Source organism: Treponema sp. OMZ 838 (assembly GCF_000775995.1).
GTDB lineage: Bacteria > Spirochaetota > Spirochaetia > Treponematales > Treponemataceae > Treponema.
Window position 1 is genome coordinate 2,545,831 of sequence record NZ_CP009227.1, and the last position, 20,898, is coordinate 2,566,728.

General features: G+C 46.7%; 18 protein-coding genes. 8 read left to right on the forward strand and 10 right to left on the reverse strand.

The genetic code is table 11. The features are described from left to right. Positions 1-57: 57 nt before the first annotated feature. Positions 58-1,449, reverse strand: coding sequence for a hypothetical protein (locus tag QI63_RS11485; RefSeq protein WP_200877756.1), 1,392 nt, complete (start codon positions 1,447-1,449; stop codon positions 58-60). A gap of 795 nt (positions 1,450-2,244) precedes the next feature. Between QI63_RS11485 and QI63_RS11490 the strand changes: the two genes are divergently transcribed. The 5 genes from QI63_RS11490 (at position 2,245) to QI63_RS11510 (ending at position 7,385) form a co-directional block, all read left to right on the forward strand. Next, the gene (locus tag QI63_RS11490) at positions 2,245-3,696 is read left to right on the forward strand and encodes a 4-hydroxyphenylacetate 3-hydroxylase family protein (protein ID WP_006188709.1); all 1,452 of its coding nucleotides are present in this window, start codon (positions 2,245-2,247) and stop codon (positions 3,694-3,696) included. A 180-nt stretch (positions 3,697-3,876) separates the two neighbouring features. Further along, positions 3,877-5,352, forward strand: a complete 1,476-nt coding sequence (locus tag QI63_RS11495; RefSeq protein ID WP_081984443.1) for a hypothetical protein — start codon at positions 3,877-3,879, stop codon at positions 5,350-5,352. A gap of 35 nt (positions 5,353-5,387) precedes the next feature. Next, a complete protein-coding gene (locus QI63_RS11500) occupies positions 5,388-5,717 on the forward strand; it encodes a ferrous iron transport protein A (protein WP_044016552.1) in 330 nt (109 codons plus the stop codon). After that, the gene (locus QI63_RS11505; RefSeq protein WP_044016554.1) at positions 5,714-6,826 is read left to right on the forward strand and encodes a 4-hydroxybutyrate dehydrogenase; all 1,113 of its coding nucleotides are present in this window, start codon (positions 5,714-5,716) and stop codon (positions 6,824-6,826) included. Before QI63_RS11500 ends, QI63_RS11505 begins: the two co-directional genes overlap by 4 nt. A 67-nt stretch (positions 6,827-6,893) precedes the next feature. Continuing rightward, positions 6,894-7,385: a DNA-deoxyinosine glycosylase gene (locus QI63_RS11510; RefSeq protein ID WP_044016556.1), complete on the forward strand. Its 492-nt coding sequence runs from the start codon at positions 6,894-6,896 to the stop codon at positions 7,383-7,385. 95 nt (positions 7,386-7,480) lie between these two features. Here QI63_RS11510 and QI63_RS11515 read toward each other — a convergent pair whose 3' ends face one another. Continuing rightward, on the reverse strand, positions 7,481-8,470 hold the full coding sequence (locus tag QI63_RS11515) for a hypothetical protein (RefSeq protein WP_044016558.1): 990 nt from the start codon (positions 8,468-8,470) through the stop codon (positions 7,481-7,483). Between the two features lie 169 nt (positions 8,471-8,639). Between QI63_RS11515 and QI63_RS11520 the strand changes: the two genes are divergently transcribed. Together QI63_RS11520 and QI63_RS11525 are read left to right on the forward strand one after the other, a co-directional pair. Then, the gene (locus tag QI63_RS11520; protein WP_044017386.1) at positions 8,640-9,416 is read left to right on the forward strand and encodes an exodeoxyribonuclease III; all 777 of its coding nucleotides are present in this window, start codon (positions 8,640-8,642) and stop codon (positions 9,414-9,416) included. A gap of 84 nt (positions 9,417-9,500) precedes the next feature. Next, positions 9,501-10,013, forward strand: coding sequence for a hypothetical protein (locus tag QI63_RS11525; protein WP_044016560.1), 513 nt, complete (start codon positions 9,501-9,503; stop codon positions 10,011-10,013). On the opposite strand, the gene QI63_RS11530 is transcribed toward QI63_RS11525, so the two are convergent. The 4 genes from QI63_RS11530 to QI63_RS11545 form a co-directional block, all read right to left on the reverse strand. Then, a complete protein-coding gene (locus tag QI63_RS11530; RefSeq protein ID WP_044016562.1) occupies positions 9,994-10,398 on the reverse strand; it encodes a YbaN family protein in 405 nt (134 codons plus the stop codon). The genes QI63_RS11525 and QI63_RS11530 overlap by 20 nt on opposite strands. A gap of 9 nt (positions 10,399-10,407) precedes the next feature. Continuing rightward, on the reverse strand, positions 10,408-11,139 hold the full coding sequence (gene lptB / locus QI63_RS11535; RefSeq protein WP_235619814.1) for an LPS export ABC transporter ATP-binding protein: 732 nt from the start codon (positions 11,137-11,139) through the stop codon (positions 10,408-10,410). 176 nt (positions 11,140-11,315) lie between these two features. Beyond that, positions 11,316-12,014: an LPS ABC transporter substrate-binding protein LptA gene (locus QI63_RS11540; protein WP_044016566.1), complete on the reverse strand. Its 699-nt coding sequence runs from the start codon at positions 12,012-12,014 to the stop codon at positions 11,316-11,318. A 48-nt stretch (positions 12,015-12,062) separates the two neighbouring features. Continuing rightward, positions 12,063-14,681 (reverse strand): heavy metal translocating P-type ATPase, encoded by a 2,619-nt coding sequence (locus QI63_RS11545; protein WP_044016568.1) that lies wholly within the window; start codon positions 14,679-14,681, stop codon positions 12,063-12,065. A gap of 110 nt (positions 14,682-14,791) precedes the next feature. On the opposite strand from QI63_RS11545, the gene QI63_RS11550 reads away from it, so the two are divergent. Further along, a complete protein-coding gene (locus tag QI63_RS11550; RefSeq protein ID WP_052185561.1) occupies positions 14,792-15,394 on the forward strand; it encodes a hypothetical protein in 603 nt (200 codons plus the stop codon). A 134-nt stretch (positions 15,395-15,528) separates the two neighbouring features. On the opposite strand, the gene QI63_RS13370 is transcribed toward QI63_RS11550, so the two are convergent. The 4 genes from QI63_RS13370 to ssnA all read right to left on the reverse strand — a co-directional run bounded on the left by QI63_RS13370 (position 15,529) and on the right by ssnA (position 20,848). Next, a complete protein-coding gene (locus tag QI63_RS13370) occupies positions 15,529-16,245 on the reverse strand; it encodes an FAD-dependent oxidoreductase (protein WP_235619705.1) in 717 nt (238 codons plus the stop codon). Further along, positions 16,157-18,559 carry a putative selenate reductase subunit YgfK gene (gene ygfK / locus QI63_RS11555; RefSeq protein WP_235619706.1) on the reverse strand — a complete coding sequence of 801 codons (2,403 nt, stop codon included), beginning with the start codon at positions 18,557-18,559 and terminating at the stop codon, positions 16,157-16,159. The genes QI63_RS13370 and ygfK overlap by 89 nt, the downstream gene beginning before the upstream one ends. Positions 18,560-18,697: 138 nt before the next feature. Beyond that, complete coding sequence (locus QI63_RS11560; RefSeq protein ID WP_044016570.1) at positions 18,698-19,468, reverse strand: Rpn family recombination-promoting nuclease/putative transposase; 771 nt, start codon at positions 19,466-19,468, stop codon at positions 18,698-18,700. A 54-nt stretch (positions 19,469-19,522) separates the two neighbouring features. Next, entirely contained in the window at positions 19,523-20,848 is a 1,326-nt protein-coding gene (ssnA, locus tag QI63_RS11565; RefSeq protein ID WP_044016572.1) for a putative aminohydrolase SsnA, read from the reverse strand. Positions 20,849-20,898 lie beyond the last annotated feature (50 nt).

Here is a 20,898-nt window from a genome sequence, read left to right on the forward strand (position 1 = left end):
AGCAAACCGGCTGTACCTCTATCCCTAAAAACTCACGTCAGCTTTTAGAGATGATTTTTAATTCTCTGCCTTTTCAGCTTGCTTTGCAGTCTCTTTTTTATTTGATTCATAGAGCATTGCAAAAAGGATAAGTCCGACGACGAGCCCCCAAGCAGCACCGCGCATTGCTAAGACGGCACCCATAACGCCGCAAATACCGCGTTCAATATTAGTTTTGCACATATTCATTGCAAGCTGCGTACAAATATATCCCTGAACGATAAGCGTTAACGAAAGCGCAACAGGGAGAACCGGCTGCAACAAAGACGAAATCGGCAACAGCGCAACGGCAACGAAAGTTGAAAGACGGAAAGTACCGAAACCGCTATAGATTGATTCCATAGACTTGGGGCTTTCCTTGTAACGCTGCGAAACCGCTGCAGTAACAGCTGCCCAAAGCGGACCGCACATCTGAGTATACGGACAAGTCATTGCCATTGCCACGTTACGGACGCCGCTAACGAGGTTTGAACGGTTCGCGTTAAAGTCAATTTTTTCATCCTGCCGGACTTCATCAGCTTCGTGAATAAGCGCTTCCGACGTAACAAAGTCACCGAATGCAATAATATAGGTAACGATTGCTACAGGCACTGCTGCAGCCCAAATTTTCATGCTCGGCCATCCGATGGCGAACGGAGAAAGTTGATTCCAAATATCCGCAAAATCGGGCACCTTGATAAGCGGCCACCACTGTACGTGCGGAATAGCAAACTCTCCGGCAATAGGACCGACAATAACGCCGACTAAAATTGCAGGAAGCATACCGAATTTACCGATAGCATCGATGATCTTATTTTTCCTTCGCATATCCGCCCAGATCGGACTGAATAAGCAGAAATACGCAACGGCAATACCAATCGCAACGGAAATCGGATATTTATCGAAACGGCCGTTTGCTTTAAATTCACCGAGAACAGCAGCAATACCGCCGCCCATCAGAACGCCGGCTTTAACGGAATTCGGTACGACTTTAACCATCTTACCGCCCAAACCGGTGATACCGAATACCAAAAAGATAAGACCGAGACACATTTGAACGGCAACCAAGGCCTGCGTCCGCTCCGGTCCCATTACATAACCGTTTGTTAAGAAGGCCGTAATCAGCGGAATTGCCGGAGTAACCCATCCCGGAACAACAGGGTCGCCGAGTAATACGTGGAGCGTGTAGAAGAAACCGTTGATGATAACCATCGACAACGCTACGTCGTAGCTGACGCCCAGCACTTCGGTCAATACCGGAATAGCCCCCAAACAGGTCGCGCACATAAAGAGCGCCTGGAACATCTCCGGAAAAGACCATGCATAGTGAATAAAAGGCAACCGAATCTTAAACGGTCCCGCCGGCCAATACGCTTGCTCACCGCCGTACTCACGATAGCGGCTTTTGAATTGCATCTGCGCATCTGTCATAAAAAATTCCCCCCTTAAAGCCTTTTATTAAATCAAGACTTTATCATTTACCGCGAAGGTCATTTGACACTACGGGTTATTTATTTTATAAGCAATTTTTATGCCAACCTCTAAAATATCAGGGTAAGCATATCAGACTATTCTTTAAACAGCCCCCAGAATAAGTGGAGGTTGTTCAACCAGAATTGAACCTCTTCGCGGTTCAAATGGTCTCACAACCTCCATTATTCTGCGCTTTTGTCTATTTTGCCTGATACGCTTACCCTTCTTCCAAAACAAACCTTCACAACACTGTCCTTCAAAGACTTCGCCGTAAGGTAAGAAAAACAATACTGCATTTTGCTATATTTTATATCGATAAATTATGGTGTGTTTGAAAAAAAAGCGGCTTTTTAGCATTTCCATGAGTTCCATCAGCAGCAGTACAAACAGCCTAAATGTAAACTATATCTAACTTTACAGATTACACTCCGCTCAATATTTTGGTTCATTTATAAACCATTCTCCTTGATTGACTCATAAATGAACCAAGCATCATCCCCGATGCAGAGCGCAGATGTAAAACGTCAGGTAATAACCACTCCACACGAACGAAAAAAAATAAGATGACGGCAAAAACATTGATCATCCTTTCCTGAGAGAAATCTTGTCTAGTAGACCGGTAAATACATCAGGGAGAATAATTAAAAAAAGGTATAACACATTCGATATACATTACGTTGGCATAAAAATTGCTTTATAAATTAATAAGACGTCTATCCTGATAGACAAATAAACAAAGTAAGGAGTATGCACATGGCACTTATGACAGGCGAACAGTATGTTGAGAGTATGCGTAAACTGAATTTGCAGGTTTACATGTTCGGAAAAAAGGTTGACAATGTTGTTGACAATCCGATTCTTCGACCGTCCCTGAACTCGGTGAAGGCTACTTATGATCTGGCTCAGATGCCGGAATATGAAGATTTAATGACCGTTAAATCTTCTTTGACCGGAAAGAAGATCAACCGTTTCACACACATTCATCAGAGTCCTGAGGATCTGATTAAAAAGGTAAAGATGCAGCGGCTTTGCGGACAAAAAACAGCGGCTTGCTTCCAGCGCTGCGTCGGTATGGATGCGTTTAACGCCGTTTACAGCACAACGTATGAGCTCGATGAAAAATATGGAACTCACTATCATGAAAACTTCAAAAAGTTTATCCAGCATGTTCAGGATGAAGACCTGACCGTAGACGGTGCAATGACCGACCCCAAAGGCGACCGCTCTCTGGCGCCCCATGCTCAGACCGATCCCGACTTATACCTCCATGTCGTAGAACGGAGAGCCGACGGTATCGTCGTTCGTGGTGCAAAAGCGCACCAAACCGGTTTTATCAACTCGCACGAAGTTATCGTTATGCCGACCATCGCAATGGGCGAAGATGACAAAGACTACGCGGTAGCGTTTGCCTGCCCGACCGATGCGAAAGGTATCTTCATGATTGTCGGACGCCAGAGCTGCGACACCAGAAAGCTGGAAGGTTCCGAAATCGATGTCGGTAACTCCACCTACGGCGGAACCGAAGCATTGGTTATCTTCGATAACGTATTTATCCCGAACGATCACATCTTCCTGAACGGCGAATTTGAATTTGCCGGTATGTTAGTTGAACGCTTTGCAGGATATCATCGCCAGTCCTACGGCGGATGCAAGGTCGGCGTCGGCGACGTTCTTATCGGTGCGGCAGCGGTTGCAGCAGACTACAACGGCGCACAGAAAGCTTCTCACGTTAAAGACAAGCTGATTGAAATGACCCACCTGAACGAAACACTGTACTGCTGCGGTATCGCCTGTTCGGCAGAAGGTACCAAGACCAAATCCGGTAACTACCTTATCGACCTGCTGCTTGCCAACGTCTGTAAGCAGAACGTTACGCGCTTCCCGTACGAAATTGCACGTCTTGCAGAAGACATCGCAGGCGGCTTGATGGTTACCGCTCCGGCAGAATCCGATCTGCGCGATCCAAAGCTCGGACCGTACGTCGTTAAATACTTGCAAGGTGTCGCTTCCGTTTCTACCGAGAACCGCTTACGCATTCTCCGCTTGATCGAAAACCTGACACTCGGCAGCGCCGCAGTCGGTTACCGCACAGAGTCTATGCACGGTGCAGGTTCTCCGCAGGCACAGCGCATCATGATCTCCCGCCAAGGTAACCTTGCAATGAAGAAAAAGCTTGCAAAGGATATCGCAAAGATTAAGGAGTAACAGCTCTTTTAAGCACGCTTTAACTACACCGGTTTATCTCATGTTGTAGTTAGAAGAGTGCAATGTATGAAAAAAGGCAGGGTCGATAGCCCTGCCTTTTTTTAAAATAATTTACAAAGCAGTATTTTTATGCGATAATAATATATATATAACAAATACATCAAAACGGAGGAGACTCACATGAGTGAACAACCCGCAACTGCAAAGATGCCTGAGCACTTCAATGAAGGAAAATTTCCTTTAAAGAAGAGAGAATTCGGCGGCGTACAGCCGTACATTCCGCTCGGCCCGTTCAATTTACGTATCCCACTGATCCATCACGAATGGTCGTGGACGGAAATGCTCGCGGCATTCTTTCTCGGCGTCGCCTGCCTCGGCGCAGGAACCGCTACCACAATGACAACTTTCGGGTTCGACAATCCCGAAAACATCGCCGCACTGGGAATGACGGAAAACAGCGTCTTTTTAATGTCGCTGACATTCGGCGTACTGAACGCCATCTGTTATTATCTGCCGTCATTATTGGGCGACCCCGTCGTACCCGGATGGATTACCCCTGCGCTCCCGCTTACATTAAAGTATTTGGCGCAATGGGAACTGCCTAACTACGCAACAGGAAATGTCGACCGCGTTTATGCAATGATCGCTTTACAAATGGTTGTCGCACTTTTCTTCTTAGTGATGGGCGTAACCGGTATCGGGCGTAAACTGGTCGATGCAGTACCACGCTCCATTAAGGCGGGTATCGTATTGGGCGCCGGCGTTACCGCAGGTATCAACGTATTCCAATCCCGTATGCCCAAAGCGCCGATTACCGTTGTCATAGCCGTATTGATGTCCTACTTCTTCTTGTTTAACTCGACCTTTGCAAAGGCCGCCTCAAAGAACAAGACATTGGATACGCTCCGCAACCAAGGCGTTGTTCCGGCACAAGTGTTCGCCATCGTATTGGCGCCGTTCCTTATCAAAGAAATAGCCGTGCCGAATATTCAATGGGGGTTAACGCCGCTTTCTTTCGGCTTTGTGCTTGAGCACTTCACCATCTTCGGCTTAGGATTGCCGGCTGCAAAATTCTTTATGGCAGCATTGCCGATGGCACTGACCGTCTATATTATTGCGTTCTCAGACTTCGTTCTTGCAAAAGAAATTGTTACCGAAGCAACCGCTACCCGCAATGATGAAACCGTTATCTTCGACGCCGGACGTTCAAACCTCGTGTCTTTCCTGCGTAACGGCATCATGTCGCTCTTTGCTCCGTGGGTTCCCATGTGCGGTCCGCTGTGGGCATCAGGCTTACTGACCATTACGGAACGATACAAGAGAGGATACAAAACCTTGCACAGCTACTGGGATGGTGTCTGTACGTTCCGTGCCGCAACGGTTATCGCTGTTTTGATTTTGCCGCTCGTTACGCTTATCCGTCCTGCTTTCGCCATATTCTTCGGTATTACGATGGGTGTTCAGGCCTTTGCCTGCGGTAACGTCGGTATGACAATGTGTACCAACCGTAACGAAAGAGGTATTGCCTGCGTTATCGCTTCGGCACTTTGTTTCTACACCCCCGGATGGGCGCTGCTCGTCGGCATTATCCTGTGGGTTGTTATCGAAGGCACCGAGCTTTTTGCAAAAAAGTCCGACACCAAAACGGCCGCGTAACACCGGTCTAACCGGTATGAAAGGTTCGGTATGATATGATGACATTACAAGAAGCGCCCTGCGCCGTTTATACCGTCAAAAAAATAAGCGGCCCGCGCGATTTTAAAAGACGGATGGAAAATATGGGTATCGCAGCCGGCGCGGATGTAGAAGTGATAGCACATACCGAAACCGCTTGCCGGATTAAAACCATTAAACGGGAAATAGAACTATCCATTGAAGAAGCCGCGTGTGTCGGTGTCGGAGAACAGTTTAAACGAAATGGCGACCCCGTTTTGTTCAGCTGCTGCTCTTACGGCCGCGCAGGCGACCTCTGGGATAGAGCAAACGAAATTAACGAAAAGATAGGAGATGAAAAACAATGAAGCAACTTGCGGTAAAACCTGAAATTCACAAGTTTGAAACGGCGAAAGAATTTGCGGAAGCGTTCAAGCTCGGAAAAGATGATCTTGTTATCACAAATGAGTATATCTATAAACCGTTTTTCGGAGCATTGAACCTGCCCTGCGCGACGCTTTTTCAGGAAAAATACGGTGCGGGAGAACCTTCCGACGATATGGTCGAAGCAATGTACAAAGATGTACACGGCAGCTATAAGCGTATTATCGCAATCGGCGGTGGCACCGTCATCGACATTTCAAAGTTTTTCTCCTTAAAGCACACCTCACCGGTGTTGGACTTATACGACGGAAAGCAGGAAATCGTGAAGAACAAAGAGCTGATTATCGTCCCGACTACCTGCGGCACTGGCTCGGAAGTAACCAATATCGCGGTACTTTCGCTGAATGCGCGCGGTACGAAAAAAGGCCTTGCGCACGACGAAATGTACGGAGACTACGCGGTGTTGATTCCCGAACTGCTGAAAGACTTGCCGTTTAAATTTTTTGCAACGAGCTCCATCGACGCATTGGTACATGCCGTTGAATCATCGCTTTCGCCCAAGGCAACGGAAAGCACAAAGCTATTCGGATACAAAGCTATCGAGATGATTTTAAAGGGCTATAAAGAAATTGAAAAAAACGGCCATGATGCACGGCTCCCGCTGTTAAGCAATTTCTTGCTTGCATCTAACTATGCAGGTATCGCTTTCAGCATTGCAGGATGTGCAGCGGTTCACGCAATGAGCTATCCGGTCGGTGCGACCTTCCATGTCGCTCACGGTGAATCAAACTATGCGATGTTTACCGGTGTCTTGAAAAATTACCTTGAAATTAAAAAAGACGGCGAAATTGCAAAGCTTAACCGGTTTATGGCCGATATCCTCGGCTGCGATACGGAACACGTCTATGACGCATTGGAAAAGCTGCTCAACTGCCTGATCGCCAAAAAGCCGCTGCACGAATACGGCATGAAGAAAGAGCAGATTGCAGAATTTGCCGACAGTGTTATTGCGAACCAGCAGCGCCTGATGGCAAACAATTTTGTATTCCTTGACAGAGACCGGCTGATTAAAATCTATACCGAATTATTTTAAAATACAGGGAACCTCTAAAAACCTTGTTCGGTTTTTAGAGGTTTTTACTCTGTGTTTTTCTAACACAATGTCTGAAAGAATTGTACATCCCTTTTCGCCGGTATATAACTCCGAATCACGCATTCTTATTTTAGGTTCTTTTCCCTCCGCCGCATCCCGTGCGCAGGAATTCTACTACGGTCATCCGCGGAACAGATTTTGGCCGCTTCTTGCCGCTTTGCTGGAAGTACGGGCACCGCAAACAATAGAAGAAAAAATACATATGCTGTTAAACCATCATATTGCGTTGTACGATGCCGTTACCGCCTGTACTATTGCCGGATCCGCCGATGCAAGTATGCAGTCCATCATACCGGCAGATTTAAGCAGTATTTTCCAAGAAGCACCGATCCAAGCAGTCTTTGCAAACGGTACGAAAGCATACGAAGTATGCATCAAGCATATTGGAATTTCGGCTATTAAGCTCCCGTCTACCAGCCCTGCAAATGCACGGTTCGGCTTTGCAGAGCTTTTGGACGCATGGAAACAAATATTACCGGAAGCAGGGCTAACACATTAGGCCGTTTTTTAATACTTCCGTACCGCCGCTCCGGAACGAATACTCTCCCTACAGAGATAACACATTCGAAAAAATACCGGCCTATATTCTTCTGCTTATTCGGTTCCAAGATTGTCTACACTGTAATCGTAAACCGTCCAAATATCATCGCGGGAAGCAAGGTTATAGGTAAAGCGCTTCTTTTCGCGGAAGCTGGTGTAGTCGAACCATTCGATAACCGTAACCTCAGCTTCGGTTGCACTGTAGGTTGTCCGCTCAACGGTAAACTCTACCGGAATCATTGCGATATCTTTATCGGCACGGGATTGCATAAGATCGTGCTTATAAGTGTCAAGCATGCTAATACGTCCCGCTTCGGCTTCCGCCTTATATCTGCGGCTCCGTATCGGATCACGGGCAATCATGCGTTCAATATCAAGATACAGGAAGAATTGATCCCACTGAGATTTTTGACGAGCAGTCAGCATATAGCTGATAACCTTGTCGGGTGAAATCGGCTGAGGTTGAAGTACTTCACGTGATACCGATGCGATGGGAACAGAGCCAAGGGCAGCGGCCGAAGGAGAAGGTTTTATTTCAAGTCCAAGTCTATTGGAAGATACATGCATTTCTGAGGAATCGCCGAGGCGTTTTAATTCGGGATAAAAATTGGCAGAAAGCATATATGCGCCCGGACTTTCAATCGTAATATAATCTTTCACGTTTTCAACAAAGGCATACGTTTCCCCGGTCTCTATCGTAATTTCCCGGAAATAAATCTGCTGATTGGTATTCCGTTTCCGAATCCACGGCTCAGTATGAGCAAGGCTCTTGTTTTTGGTATTCAGTACCGAAAAATCAATGCTAAACATACGATCGTTTGCCAGTTTAAACCGCAATGGTTTGCTCCCTTTATTGGTAATAGAGACCTTCACAAAAATAGGTTCCGTTCCATCGTTCCCGGGATAGTATACACGGCGATCGTAAAATCGGATTGCAACATCCGCATCAAAGGATTTGCTTTCACCGTCCGTTTCGGCGGCAAAACACCATGCTCCAAATAAAACGGCGGCGGCTACGATTAAGACTATTTTCTTTGCTGACATATTCCTCTTCCTTAACGGCATTGCATATCTACGATGCCCTCTTACGTTTATATCGGCAGTTTAGCCCATTCTCTTTATGCCGAATTGCTGTACCTCCGGTATTCTCCCCGCAGCCTACTGTAGGAAGTACCTCATTGCATATTTTACGATTTTATGGCATATACCGATTATGACTTCAATTATTTCGTGGAACGTAAACGGTATCCGCGCCGCCCAAAAAAAAGGTTTTCTGGAATGGCTTTATACCGAAAACCCTGATGTACTTTGTTTACAGGAAACAAAGGCTCGGAAAGAACAGCTGACTTCGGAACTGATCAACCCTGTTTGGAAAGAAGGGGTCTATAAAACATATTGGCAGGCGGCAAAAAAGCCCGGCTATTCGGGAACCGCCGTCTTCTGCAAAAAAGAACCGCTCAATATCCGCACGATGAACACTCCCGCCTTTGACGATGAGGGACGAGTGCTGGTAGCCGATTTTAAGACCGTATCGATTATTTCCGCCTATTTTCCCAATTCCCAAGAAGGAGGAGCTCGGCTCGGCTATAAGCTCAATTTTTGCGCTGCGATGCTTGAGTTTTGTAATGCACTGCAAAAAGAAGGCAGGCATATCGTACTCTGCGGGGACTACAATATTGCGCATAACCCCATAGATCTTGCCAATCCAAAGGCAAACGAGCAAAATCCCGGCTATCTACCCGAAGAGCGGGCATGGATGGATACCTTTACGCAGGCGGGATACACCGACACCTTCCGGCATTTTTGTGCGGAACCTCATCAGTACACGTGGTGGAGCTACCGTTTCCATGCCCGCGAGAAAAACATCGGATGGAGAATAGACTATCACTGTGTAGACAACGCCTTTTTACCGAATATTTGCGAATCATCAATTAAAGCCGATGTATTGGGTTCCGACCATTGCCCCATCAAGTTGGTCTATAAGGAATAATGCGGCAGGTTATGTTTGAGGTCTTGTGTATAACACTTGTAACCGTACCTTGACATTTTTTATGTCATTATTATGATACAACACATGAAAATTTTATTAACTTTTTTTTATTTGACTGCCGCTACTCTTGTATTCAGCGCTGAAAGCACTGTGTTATATCGTCAAATAGTCAATGTTAAGGCTCTTTCCAATGGAGCAGAAAAAACGATTTACAGTACTATAGACAAAGAATCTGTTGAAAACCAAGTAATGCTGATCGTAACTGCACTTCCATCGGGAGATATTGAAATACGGTCGGATAAATTCAAATTGGGAAAAATGCCGTTCTCTTCATTTTTTCAATTTATTATTCGTCGAGAAGAGATAATACAAAATGAGACCGGCGCATACATTATTGACGGTCTCACCGGAATATATAAGGTTGCGATGTCAAAACCGCAGGCTCTATTGACGGGAACGCTCAGCCCCGAATACTGTGACCTTACCTTGGCGGTAGACGGTATGGGAAAAAAGCTCTCTATGCAATTCTACTCCGAACACGAAATCTCATTGAGCGAGGAAGAAACCTCGTCCGGTTCTACCGATCAGAATCAATAAAAATCGCTTCCGTTTCTTTTGTCGGGTCGGGGGCGGTTTTTATCTTAAAGATAAATACATAATATTTTATGCATATCAGCAATATGATGATAATACGGGCATAGATATTCTTTGAAAAATAAAACCCGGCAATCAACATTGAAGAAGCGAACCCTAAAATAACTATTTTACTTTTAAGCGTCATTGAGCGGGTTTCATTAAATCGTTTAACATGATTTTGATAGAGCTTAGTGGAAAGCAGCCATTGATGCAGACGCTTTGAACCTTTTGCAAAACAAAAGACCGACACAATCACAAAGGGGGTTGTCGGCAAAATAGGCAAGGCCACACCGAGTAAGCCGAGTCCCAAAAAGAGGAAACCGGCTATAATCCAAATATATTTCATAGTATCTCCCTACATTCTAAATTCTTCGCCGAGATAGACCTTTCGTGCAATCTCGGATTCCAATATCTTCTGACGCGGCCCTTGTTCGACAATTTCGCCCTTATTGATAATATAGGCGCGGTCGGTAATTTCCAAGGTGTCGCGGACATTGTGATCGGTAATAAGCACTCCGATATTTTGGTGGGCAAGCAATCGGATAATCAGCTTGATATCGTGTACGGCAATCGGATCAATACCGGCAAATGGTTCGTCGAGCAATAAAAACTTCGGTTCGATAGCAAGCGCCCGCGCAATTTCGGTACGCCGGCGCTCTCCTCCCGACAAGGTATATGCAGGTTGTTTCCGATTAGCGGTGATTCCGAATTCTTCCAAGAGCGAATCAAGTTTTTCCTTCCGTTCCGCACGGCTTAAATCTTTTCGTGTTTCCAAAATAGCATCGATATTTTGCTCGACGGAGAGTTTACGGAATACGGAAGCCTCCTGCGGCAAATACGATATACCGATGCGGGCTCGCTTATACATCGGAAGATTGGTAATACAGCGGTCATCGAGGTATATCCCGCCGGAGTTCGGCGTATAAAAGCCGACAATCATATAAAAGCTCGTCGTTTTTCCTGCTCCGTTCGGGCCGAGCAGTCCGACAACTTCTCCCTGTGTCATAGAAAAACTGACATCACGGACAGCTTGTTTTTTATGGAATGACTTATTCAACCCCTCCACACGTAATATGCTCTTAGACATATAAGCATCGGTAAAATACCGAGAGGCATACAAGAAATCGCTTCGTACCGGCTCATCATTACTCTCGACATCTTGAAACGGTTCGGTGTTCAGCAATGCTATTTCCGTATTTTGTTCGGAACGCTCAATATCGTGATGCATCGTATCCTCTTCGGATAAATAGTTAAGGCCGTCACTCATGGCGTTTTTGTTTCTTCCTTTGGAGGAGTTTCCGTTTTATTTGTTTCTTCTTTTTTTTCTTCGGTAACCGAACCGCTCACCTTTCCTTCAAGTTTAATATCCTCGGTATCCAGATTGACTGAAATTCGAGCAGCCTTAAATTCATCTTTCCCTTTCTTAACCGTTGGCTTCCCCGTTAATTCAAGCATAGAAGTGTTCCGGTTATAAACGGCAAAAAGCGAGTCGCAAGCAATATCTTTACTCTTTAATTTTACCGCCATTTGTAAAAGGATAATTTCATTTTTTTGATTATATTCGATACGTTCGGCGGCTGTTTCTACCTTATTTTTGGTATCCTCAACCTTTGCTTGCCCCATAAACTCAGCTACTTCCGTTTCGCGGTCATAAGATAACGAAGCGGCGGAAAACGTAAAGCCTTTTTCCGCATCTTCTCCGGTTACACTCCCGCTTGCCTTAATATACCGGTAATCTTTACCGTATAGTTCGATACGCTCACCGTAAATAGTGAGAGAATCTACACTTACCTTTGCATTACCGGTCAGTGAGGTTGAGGTTTGTCCTTTTCCCCCCGATCCTTGGAGTTTATCGGCAGAAAAAGTAATTTTAACCGGAGCCGCCGACAGAAGTGAGGCAATCAGAAAAAAAGAAATAAAAACGCAGAGCGGCTGCCGTAATCGATACCTTAATCTATCCATAGTGAAGAGATGAGAGATGATATACACCGTGCCTAACGTTTCGATTTTTTAGTGTGAGCCGGTTACTGAATAGCCTGCATCGGTTACGGCAGCTTTGAGCGCATCGATTGTTACGGAATCGGGATAGGTAACGGAGGCGGTTTTTGCACCCAAATCGACTTTTGCTGATACCCCTTCGATAGCGTTCAACGCTTTTTCAACCCGAGCGGAACAATGCCCGCAGGACATTCCTTCAACAGTCAACGTGATATTTTTCATATCGATATTCTCCTTATGCGTTATATTTTCCGGTTTTGTATCATCATGCTTTTTATCGGTAGGAACAGCGGAACAGTATTGCATATTATGAACATCCTGTGCAATGCGTTTTGGGCGGAATCTGTTCAACCGTAATGCATTGGTAACAACCGTCACCGAACTGAAGCTCATTGCGGCGGCGGCAAACATAGGACTAAGCCTAAGCCCGAATACGGTATAAAAGAGACCTGCCGCAAGCGGAATACACAGCGAATTGTAAAAAAGCGCCCAGAACAGGTTTTGTTTAATGGTACGCATCACAGCCTTGCTAAGTTGAATTGCAGTAACCGCCGTTTCGAGGCTGTTGTTCATTAGTACGATATCGGCGCTTTCAATAGCGATATCCGTGCCGCCGCCGATCGCAATACCGACATCCGCAGCAGTCAGTGCAGGCGCATCATTAATACCGTCGCCGATAAAAGCCGGTGAAAACCCTTTCGAGCGATAGTATTCAACTTTTGCTTTTTTATCCTGCGGCAATAGCTCTGCTGCGACATCCCCGATCCCGACAATTTTCCGGATAGCCTCCGCCGTCCGCTGATTGTCTCCTGTCAGCATAACCGTATGGATACTCATTTCGTGGAAATCATGAATAGCCCGGATACTGTCTTCTTTTACCGGATCGGAGACGGTGATAAGCCCGACACATTCATCCCCTATTGTAACCAGTAGCGGAGAAGCGCCTTGTTCGGCAGCTTCCGCAATCCGCATTTGAATCGCTTCCGATACGGGAATTCCCAATTCGTTGCAGAGTTTCGTATTTCCGGCGCCGATCCTTAAATTACTAATCGATGTAGTTCCGTTAAGCTCATCGATTGCAGCCGTTCCGTAAATTCCTTTCCCGTGTACTGCCGCAAAACCGCGCACCTTAAACGGCGACAGTTTTTTTTCTTCTGCCGCCTTGATAATTGCATGAGCAAGCGGATGTTCGGATAAATGCTCAAGACTATAGGCAATCCACAGAATATCATTATCCGTATACTGTTCCGAAAACACTTCAATGTGCTGCAATGTCGGCTTTCCTTCCGTGATCGTTCCCGTCTTATCGAGCAGAACCGCATTCACGCGGTGAGCGAGTTCGAGTCCTTCCGCGGAACGGATGAGGATACCGAGCTGCGCCCCCTTGCCCGTACCGGCCATAATCGCAGTCGGCGTCGCAAGCCCGAGCGCACAGGGACAAGAAATAACCAACACGGAAATAGCGGTCGAAAGCGCGAACTCAAAAGAAGCGCCTACGATAAGCCAGCCGATAAAGGATGCAAGCGAAATCAACATGACAATCGGTACAAAATAACCGCTGATAACGTCAGCCAGCTTTGCAACCGGAGCCTTTGATGAGGACGCTTCTTCGACGAGCGCAATAATCCGCGCCAATGTCGTATCATTACCTACTTTATCAGCACGGAAGATAAAGCTGCCCGATATATTATGCGAGGCACTAATCACCGAATCTCCGACCGTTTTTTCGACCGGGAGGCTTTCACCCGTAACGGCAGATTCGTCAAGCGATGTGCTTCCTTCTATGATAGTTCCGTCAACGGGCAATGTTTGTCCCGGCCTGATAATGATTGCATCACCGATCACAATATTTTCTACCGGAATTTCAATCTCAATTCCATTCCGCACTATTTGAGCTGTTCGGGGGCGAAGCTGAATCAATTTTTCCAATGCTTCGGAGGTTTTCTTTTTTGCCCGTGCCTCCAAAAATTTTCCCAAAGAAATCAGCGTTAAAATCATCGCCGAAGATTCAAAATAGAGATCCTTTATATAGAGCTGCACGACATCTAATTGACCGTGCCCTAAGCCGTATCCGATCCGGTACAGCGCAAAAATCCCGTAAATAACCGCAGCGCCGGAACCGATGGCGATGAGGCTATTCATATTCGGCGCACGGTGGAATAAGCTCGTAAGTCCGTTAGTGAAAAAACGGCGGTTCAGTATAAGAACCGGCAACGTGAGCAGAAATTGCGTAAAGACAAAGATGAGGGCATTCTCGGTTCCTGCAAAAAAAGACGGAAGCGGCAGCTTGAGCATCCGCCCCATCGACACATACATCAATGGAATAAGAAAGAAAAGGGAGAAGATAAATTGTTTTTTTTCGGCATCGGCGATTTCAGAATCAGTCTGTTGAACAGACGGGCTCGCTGCATTTTCCTCAGACAGCGGAAATGCTCCGTAGCCGATTTTTTCTATCGTTTGTATGATGGTATCGGTATTAAGGGTATCGGGATTATAGGTTACAGTCATCCGCTTTGTTAAAAGATTGACCTGCACCGTCTCTACGCCGGCAAGACGACTTACCGCCTTTTCTACATTTGCGGAGCAGGCGGCACAGCTCATACCGGTAACGGTAAAATAACGTGTTTGCATATCGTTAGTATAATAGAATACGGAGCTAAAGGCAATGCGTATTCTTGACCTTTCTCTCACCACCGTGTTACACTTTTTCAATCAGGAAACAACTGAAAGGAGACTTATGCATGAAAAAGCTTAATTTAAAGGGTTTATTACTCTTCCGTTGTGCAGCGCCGACCGTGCTGACTCTTGCCGTAGCGCTTATGCTGCACGGCTGTTTTTTGTTTGACGAAGCTATTGTACCAAGATCATTCGCCGTAGGTGATAGAGTGGGCAACAAGACCATTGTATGGGAAAACACAGGTGCAGGTTCGTGGCGGTTTCTTGCAATGGGCACTCCCTCCGAGCCGATGCCGTGGGATTTGGACAGCTCACGTCATATAAGCACAAAGAATATAGGCTCAAATATCGGGGACGGAAAAGAAAACAGTATTTTCTTAAAGCGCGAATTTGAATCGAACGGTTCTAAATTGCATACTGCGAAGAATTCTGCAGTTATGTACTGCATTGAGCAGGGCGGCTGGCTCCCCTCACGGGATGAAGCCGAAAAAATAGCTCAATTTACGGGCAAAGATTTTTGGACATCTCACTATGAGGCAAGCAGCAAGGCCTTTTATTACAGCCCCCTTCAGAAAGGACTGCAATCAAAATGGCGAAGCGATCGCGACCCGGTTGTTACGATTCCCGTATACTACCTTGATGCACAGGGAAATATAACGGAACCGTAATCCCCTCACCCATGCACAGCGTTGCCGAGAAACGGCAGACATTACGGCCTCTGCACGAATAACTGAGGCCGTCAAGCAGGGCAACCGCATCTTCCGATACGGTTGCCTTTTAATTTCTAAACGCTCAGCTGAACCTACAGTAAATACGCGTACTGCGTCTTTACCGCATTGATAATCTGCAAGAGTTCTTTGGGAAGAGCGGTTTCCGTTGCAAGCGTGATATCGCGGACTTCTCCGGCAAGCCGTACTCTGCATCGGCTGCGTGCATCATCAAGATAGAGGAAGCCTTCATTTGTGCTGTCGAGGAAATCTTTTTCCGAGTGGAACAGCGTGAATTTATCCTTGTACGGGGCGCTCTCGTAGGGGCAGAATGTTGCGCAGTTGCCGCACTCGTTACACATACCGTCCACGTGAACAATCTGCTTCATACGCATACCGGGTACGGTGAGCGCAAGGTTCGCGCGGTTCGGGCACACATCGACGCAGGATTCGCAAACAGTCGAGCATTCCAAACAGCGGACGCTTTCTTTTGCAACGCCGTCGGAGGCGGCAAGGTTCATCGGCATTAAAATTGCCCGCTTTGAGTACGCCGATACGGTAACAGGGTTGTAGTTCAGTGTTGTAAACTGAGCCGTCCATGCCTGCGCCTTTACCGACTCGATAATCGCCTTCGCTGCTTTGGCTGCATTGGCAATAGCTTGTACAACCGTGGCAGGCCCCGCGGCGCAATCCCCGATGACATACACGTTCTTCACATTCGTTTCAAACGTAGCGGGATTGTATTGCGCTCTTCCTTTTCCGTCCAGCGCAATGCCGGATTCCGCAAAGAGATCGGTGTCGATTTTTTTCACCGATAGATGCAATTACGGTGTCGGCGGGGATGTCTACAAACTCACCCGACGGTACCGGTTTTTGTCGGCCGTCTGCGCCCCGTTCACCGAGCTTCATCTTTTCGCAGCGCAAAATTCCGTTTTCATACGAAACAGGCGCAAGCAGTTCTTTAAATTCAACCCCGTCTTCCAAAGCGAGTTCCAGTTCTTCCGCATCGGCAGGCATAAACTGCTTGGTTCTGCGGTATACGATAAAGGAATGTTCAACCCCCTTCGTACGCTTCGCAACGCGGGCGGCATCCATCGCGGTGTTTCCCGCACCGAGGATCACGACGTTTTTCCCCAGCTTGAGCGTTTCGGGCGCTTGCTTCGCCTGTTCAAGGAATTCGATAACGTTTGCCGCCGCACCTTTTTCCAAAGTCAGCGCACTCTGCTTCCACGCGCCGATAGCAAACACAACATGGGTAAAGCCCTGTTTTTTCAGCACTTCAACGGAACGCTGTTCGCTGTTATACACGAAGGAGGCGCCGAAGGAAGATGCAAGCTCAACGTCCTGCCCGATCGACGCGGCAGGGATTCTGAACTCAGGAATGACGTACTGCACGATACCGCCAGCGCGCGCTTTCTTTTCAAATACGGTAACGTCCGCTCCGTCGCGGGTTAAGAAATAAGCGGCTGCAAGACCGGCAGGACCGGCTCCGATAACGGCAACCTTTGCTCCGTTTTTCTGCGCCGGTTTTTGTGTCTTTAGGTTTTGCTTCAAAGTTTCGATCGCATGGCGCGCCGCTTCGAGTTTAACGGCACGGATATGCACATGATCTTCATAGAAATTGCGGGTACAGCCGGTCATACAGCGGTGGTTACAAATCGTACCGGTGATGAACGGCAGCGGGTTTTTATCGGTGATAACACGGAGCGCTTCTTCGTATTTTTCCTCGCCGGTCAGCCTGATATAGGCGGGGATGTCCTGATTGATGGGACAGCCGGAAATACAGGGAGCTGCAAAGCAGTCGGCAAGCGGCACCTTTGCAGGAATCTTGAGGAACGCTTCGGGTTTGACCGATTTGCGATGGCGCGGGTTTTCAACAACGGCATTTGAAAGGCGGCGCAGTTTTTCCACATTGATGGAAAAATCCTTGTTAAACGGCTTGGCTGTCAACTCGCCGACGAGCTGCTGACAACGTGCATATCCGCCCGGCTTCAAAATCGTTGTTGCAATCGTAATGGGGCAAATTCCCGTTTCGTAAATATCGGCAATGTTAAAGTAGTCCGCACCGCCCGAATAGGAAATACGGAGCTTTCCGTTAAAGACTTCCGAGAGCTTCAGCGCAACGGCGATAGATAACGGGAACAGCGACCGCCCCGACATATACATTTCCTGTCCGGGCAGCTCCCCGCGGGCAATGTCTACGGGGAAGGTGTTGGTAATCTTAACCCCGAACATCAGTCCGCGCTTATCAGACTCCTGCAGCAAACGCTCAAGCATGGGTACCGCATCGCTGAACTGCAAATCATCTTTAAAATGATGATCGTCAAACTGAATATACTCATAGCCCATCTTGTTCATACGGTCGCGGGCAAACTCATAGCCGAGCAGTGTGGGGTTACACTTGATATAGGTATGGAGATGTTTTTCCGTGATGAGGTACATCGCGATGCGTTCGATTTCGGCAGGAGGACAGCCGTGCAAAGTGGAAAGCGTAATAGAGGTACACACCTGCGTCGGCAATCCGCTGAGGAAGGCTTCCGACACGGACGGGAACAAATCGGTATGGCTTAAAAGGTAGTCGGTACATTCCTTCCACACCGGCGTATTCGATGCGTTCCGCATCCCTTCGATAAAAGCGTCAACTTTCGGGGTCTTAATCCCTTCAAGATCGTAGCCGACGCTCATGTTAAAGATAAAACCGTCGGGGCTGCCGAGACCGTATTCCTGCGAAATCACTTTAAGCGCAAACCACGCCTTTACGTATTCGTCAAAAGCCTGCGGTACGCGCAGCTCGGTTGACCATTCGACATTGTAACATTCGTCCGCCGCATTGATACACGGCTTTGCAACCGGCAGGTCTTCTCCGTCTAACTTTTGCACAGTCTTTAGCTCGAAGAATCGGCAGCCCGCAGCATACGCAGCCACGATATTTTGCGCCAACTGTGTGTGCGGCCCCGCAGCCGGCCCGAGCGGGTTTTCAAACCGCTGCCCGAACAGCTCCAAATAGCGTTTGGAATCGGCGCGGTACAGTTTTTTAACGCCGAAAATCGTTCCTTCGGTTTGATACTCCGTTTTAATCCATTCCATCAAATTCTTGAATGGTATCGGGTTCATTCTATCACTCATACTCTATTTTCTCCCTTGTATCATCGTAAATTCGATACAAATGCAGTCCGAATAACTGCTCCGTTTGTATAAACAATCCCGGTATCCGGCAGATGCATACTCTTGTGAATACCGGTATTCTTAATTATGAATTCATAATTAAAGATGAATTTTTTCTACCTCTTCCTCAGTGAGACCGGTAACTTGCACTATCTTTTGAATAGGATCACCAAGCCGCTTTAAGATTTCGGCTGTTTCAAGTTTTGCTTGATGAGAACCTTTTTCTCGTTCATCCATCATGGCGGCAGACATAATTCGATATTCTTGCCGAGCTTGTTCACTGTTTTTTACTGCTTGGATCATATTTTCTATCCTCCCTGTAAAATCCGTTGTTACGATACCTGTCTTTACATATTTTAAGAAACCGCTTAAATCCTTATCATCAGTTTCATTAAAAGCATTTGCATTCAATATAATCTTTTTAGTACCATCTTGTAAGCAGATACTTTTATCTTCAATGCAGATATTTTCAAACGTATAAACAGGTTTGTTTTTTCCTATCATATCGAAAAGACAAATAAAAATAATGAAGCTATCACTCATCTTTTTGTATGAATAGCCTTTATCCAAAAAAGAAATATCAATTGCCGCCTGATAAAAGCGCATACGTTTCGCAAGATTATGCGTGTCTGCAACTTGCATTTCGATGTCGTAGAAAGTTCCCTTTTCATTTTGTACCGCTATGTCAAAACGTACCGATTTTGCTTGCTCATAAGTTGCAATACTGTATTGTGCCGCAAGAGCAGTAATCTTGCCGATTTTATCGGTTAAAATCATTTCAAGCAACTCTTTGCACAATCCTTCATTTTGCATAACTTTACAAAACATGAAATCGTCGGTTATGGTCAATCTATCAAAATCTTTAACCATAAGATCATCCTTTCTACATCTTCTATTCATAGCGGTGTGCACTGAGGAACTTACCTACAACCTCTTCCACAGGGCGGCGCTGACTTCCCGCGCTTTGGCAAAGACGGCTTCTTCGTCGGCGACGGTAACAACGCGATCTTTCATCAACACCTTGCCTGCCGCGATGGTCGTTACCACGTTACGGCCATTCATACCGAACAGAATGTGGCCGTTCGCGTTATCGCCATGGAGAGGTGTCAGCGGGTTATAGTCGGTAACGATTACGTCGGCATTCGCTCCCGCTTTCAAGACGCCAAGTTCACCATCAAAGTAGCGCGCGGCAATCTTTGCATTATTGGTAAACAGCATTTCAGGGATTTCCGTCCACGCGGCCGTGGCATCACAGGTGTTGTGCTTGTGCAGAATGTTCGCAACCTTGTACGATTCAAGCATATCGCTCGTATATCCGTCCGTCCCGAGCCCGATCAAAATGCCGCGCTTAAAGATTTCCAACACCGGCGGACAGCCGACTGCATTGCCCATATTCGATTCGGGGTTATGCACGACCATCGTATCGGTTTCTTTCAATAAATCCATTTCCAAAGGATTGATGTGGATACAGTGCACGGCAAAGGTGTTTTTACCGAGGATGTCAAAATCGTAGAGACGCTGTACAACCCGCTTCCCGTGTTTCTGCACCGAATCGAACACATCGGACATACCCTCCGCAACATGGATATGGTATCCTGCGCCCGCCGGAAGCTGAGAAGCGCAGTATTCGAGTGTTTTATCCGACAGTGTGAATGCGGCATGGAGCCCCATCATCGCTGCTTGCTTGGGATTTTTCTTCTTTTGACAAGCGCGGATAAATTCGGCATTTTCGGCAACCGCTTTTTTCATCTCTGCCTCGCCGTTCCGGTCGGAAACTTCATAGCAAAGGTTTACCCGCAAACCGAGCTCTTCGGCAACATCCGCAAGGGTAAAAAGACTCCCCGTTGTTTCGCCGTAGCTTGCATGATGGTCAAAAACCGTCGTTACGCCGTTTTTAATACAGTCGATCAGCGTCGTGTAAGCGCTGTACTTTGTATCCTCTAAAAGAAGGTTATTATCAAGATGCCACCACATCCCTTCCAAAATGTCCAAGAAATTCTGCGGATTGTAATTTTTTAATGCAATGCCGCGGGCAAAAGCGCTATAAATATGATGATGCGTGTTAATAAAGGCAGGCATGATGCACCGCTTTTTTGCATCGATATATTCCGCTGCGGGGTACTTTGCCCGCAATTCGGCATCGGCGCCGACTTCTTTGATTGAACTTCCCTCAATGCAAACACAGCCGTTTTCGATAAAAGGCTTGTTCGGATCGCGGGTGATAAGCATACCGTTTCCAACTAATAACATAGAATTAACCCTCCGCTGATGTTTGTACTCTTTTCAGTATCCCATAGAAT

Coding starts and splice junctions, on each gene's coding strand:
- QI63_RS11485 (WP_200877756.1), bottom strand. CDS start 1,449: ATGACAGATGCGCAGATGCAATTCAAAAGCCGCTATCGTGAGTACGGC.
- QI63_RS11490 (WP_006188709.1), top strand. CDS start 2,245: ATGGCACTTATGACAGGCGAACAGTATGTTGAGAGTATGCGTAAACTG.
- QI63_RS11495 (WP_081984443.1), top strand. CDS start 3,877: ATGAGTGAACAACCCGCAACTGCAAAGATGCCTGAGCACTTCAATGAA.
- QI63_RS11500 (WP_044016552.1), top strand. CDS start 5,388: ATGATGACATTACAAGAAGCGCCCTGCGCCGTTTATACCGTCAAAAAA.
- QI63_RS11505 (WP_044016554.1), top strand. CDS start 5,714: ATGAAGCAACTTGCGGTAAAACCTGAAATTCACAAGTTTGAAACGGCG.
- QI63_RS11510 (WP_044016556.1), top strand. CDS start 6,894: ATGTCTGAAAGAATTGTACATCCCTTTTCGCCGGTATATAACTCCGAA.
- QI63_RS11515 (WP_044016558.1), bottom strand. CDS start 8,470: ATGTCAGCAAAGAAAATAGTCTTAATCGTAGCCGCCGCCGTTTTATTT.
- QI63_RS11520 (WP_044017386.1), top strand. CDS start 8,640: ATGACTTCAATTATTTCGTGGAACGTAAACGGTATCCGCGCCGCCCAA.
- QI63_RS11525 (WP_044016560.1), top strand. CDS start 9,501: ATGAAAATTTTATTAACTTTTTTTTATTTGACTGCCGCTACTCTTGTA.
- QI63_RS11530 (WP_044016562.1), bottom strand. CDS start 10,398: ATGAAATATATTTGGATTATAGCCGGTTTCCTCTTTTTGGGACTCGGC.
- lptB (WP_235619814.1), bottom strand. CDS start 11,139: ATGTCTAAGAGCATATTACGTGTGGAGGGGTTGAATAAGTCATTCCAT.
- QI63_RS11540 (WP_044016566.1), bottom strand. CDS start 12,014: ATGGATAGATTAAGGTATCGATTACGGCAGCCGCTCTGCGTTTTTATT.
- QI63_RS11545 (WP_044016568.1), bottom strand. CDS start 14,681: ATGCAAACACGTTATTTTACCGTTACCGGTATGAGCTGTGCCGCCTGC.
- QI63_RS11550 (WP_052185561.1), top strand. CDS start 14,792: ATGAAAAAGCTTAATTTAAAGGGTTTATTACTCTTCCGTTGTGCAGCG.
- ygfK (WP_235619706.1), bottom strand. CDS start 18,559: ATGAGTGATAGAATGAACCCGATACCATTCAAGAATTTGATGGAATGG.
- QI63_RS11560 (WP_044016570.1), bottom strand. CDS start 19,468: ATGGTTAAAGATTTTGATAGATTGACCATAACCGACGATTTCATGTTT.
- ssnA (WP_044016572.1), bottom strand. CDS start 20,848: ATGTTATTAGTTGGAAACGGTATGCTTATCACCCGCGATCCGAACAAG.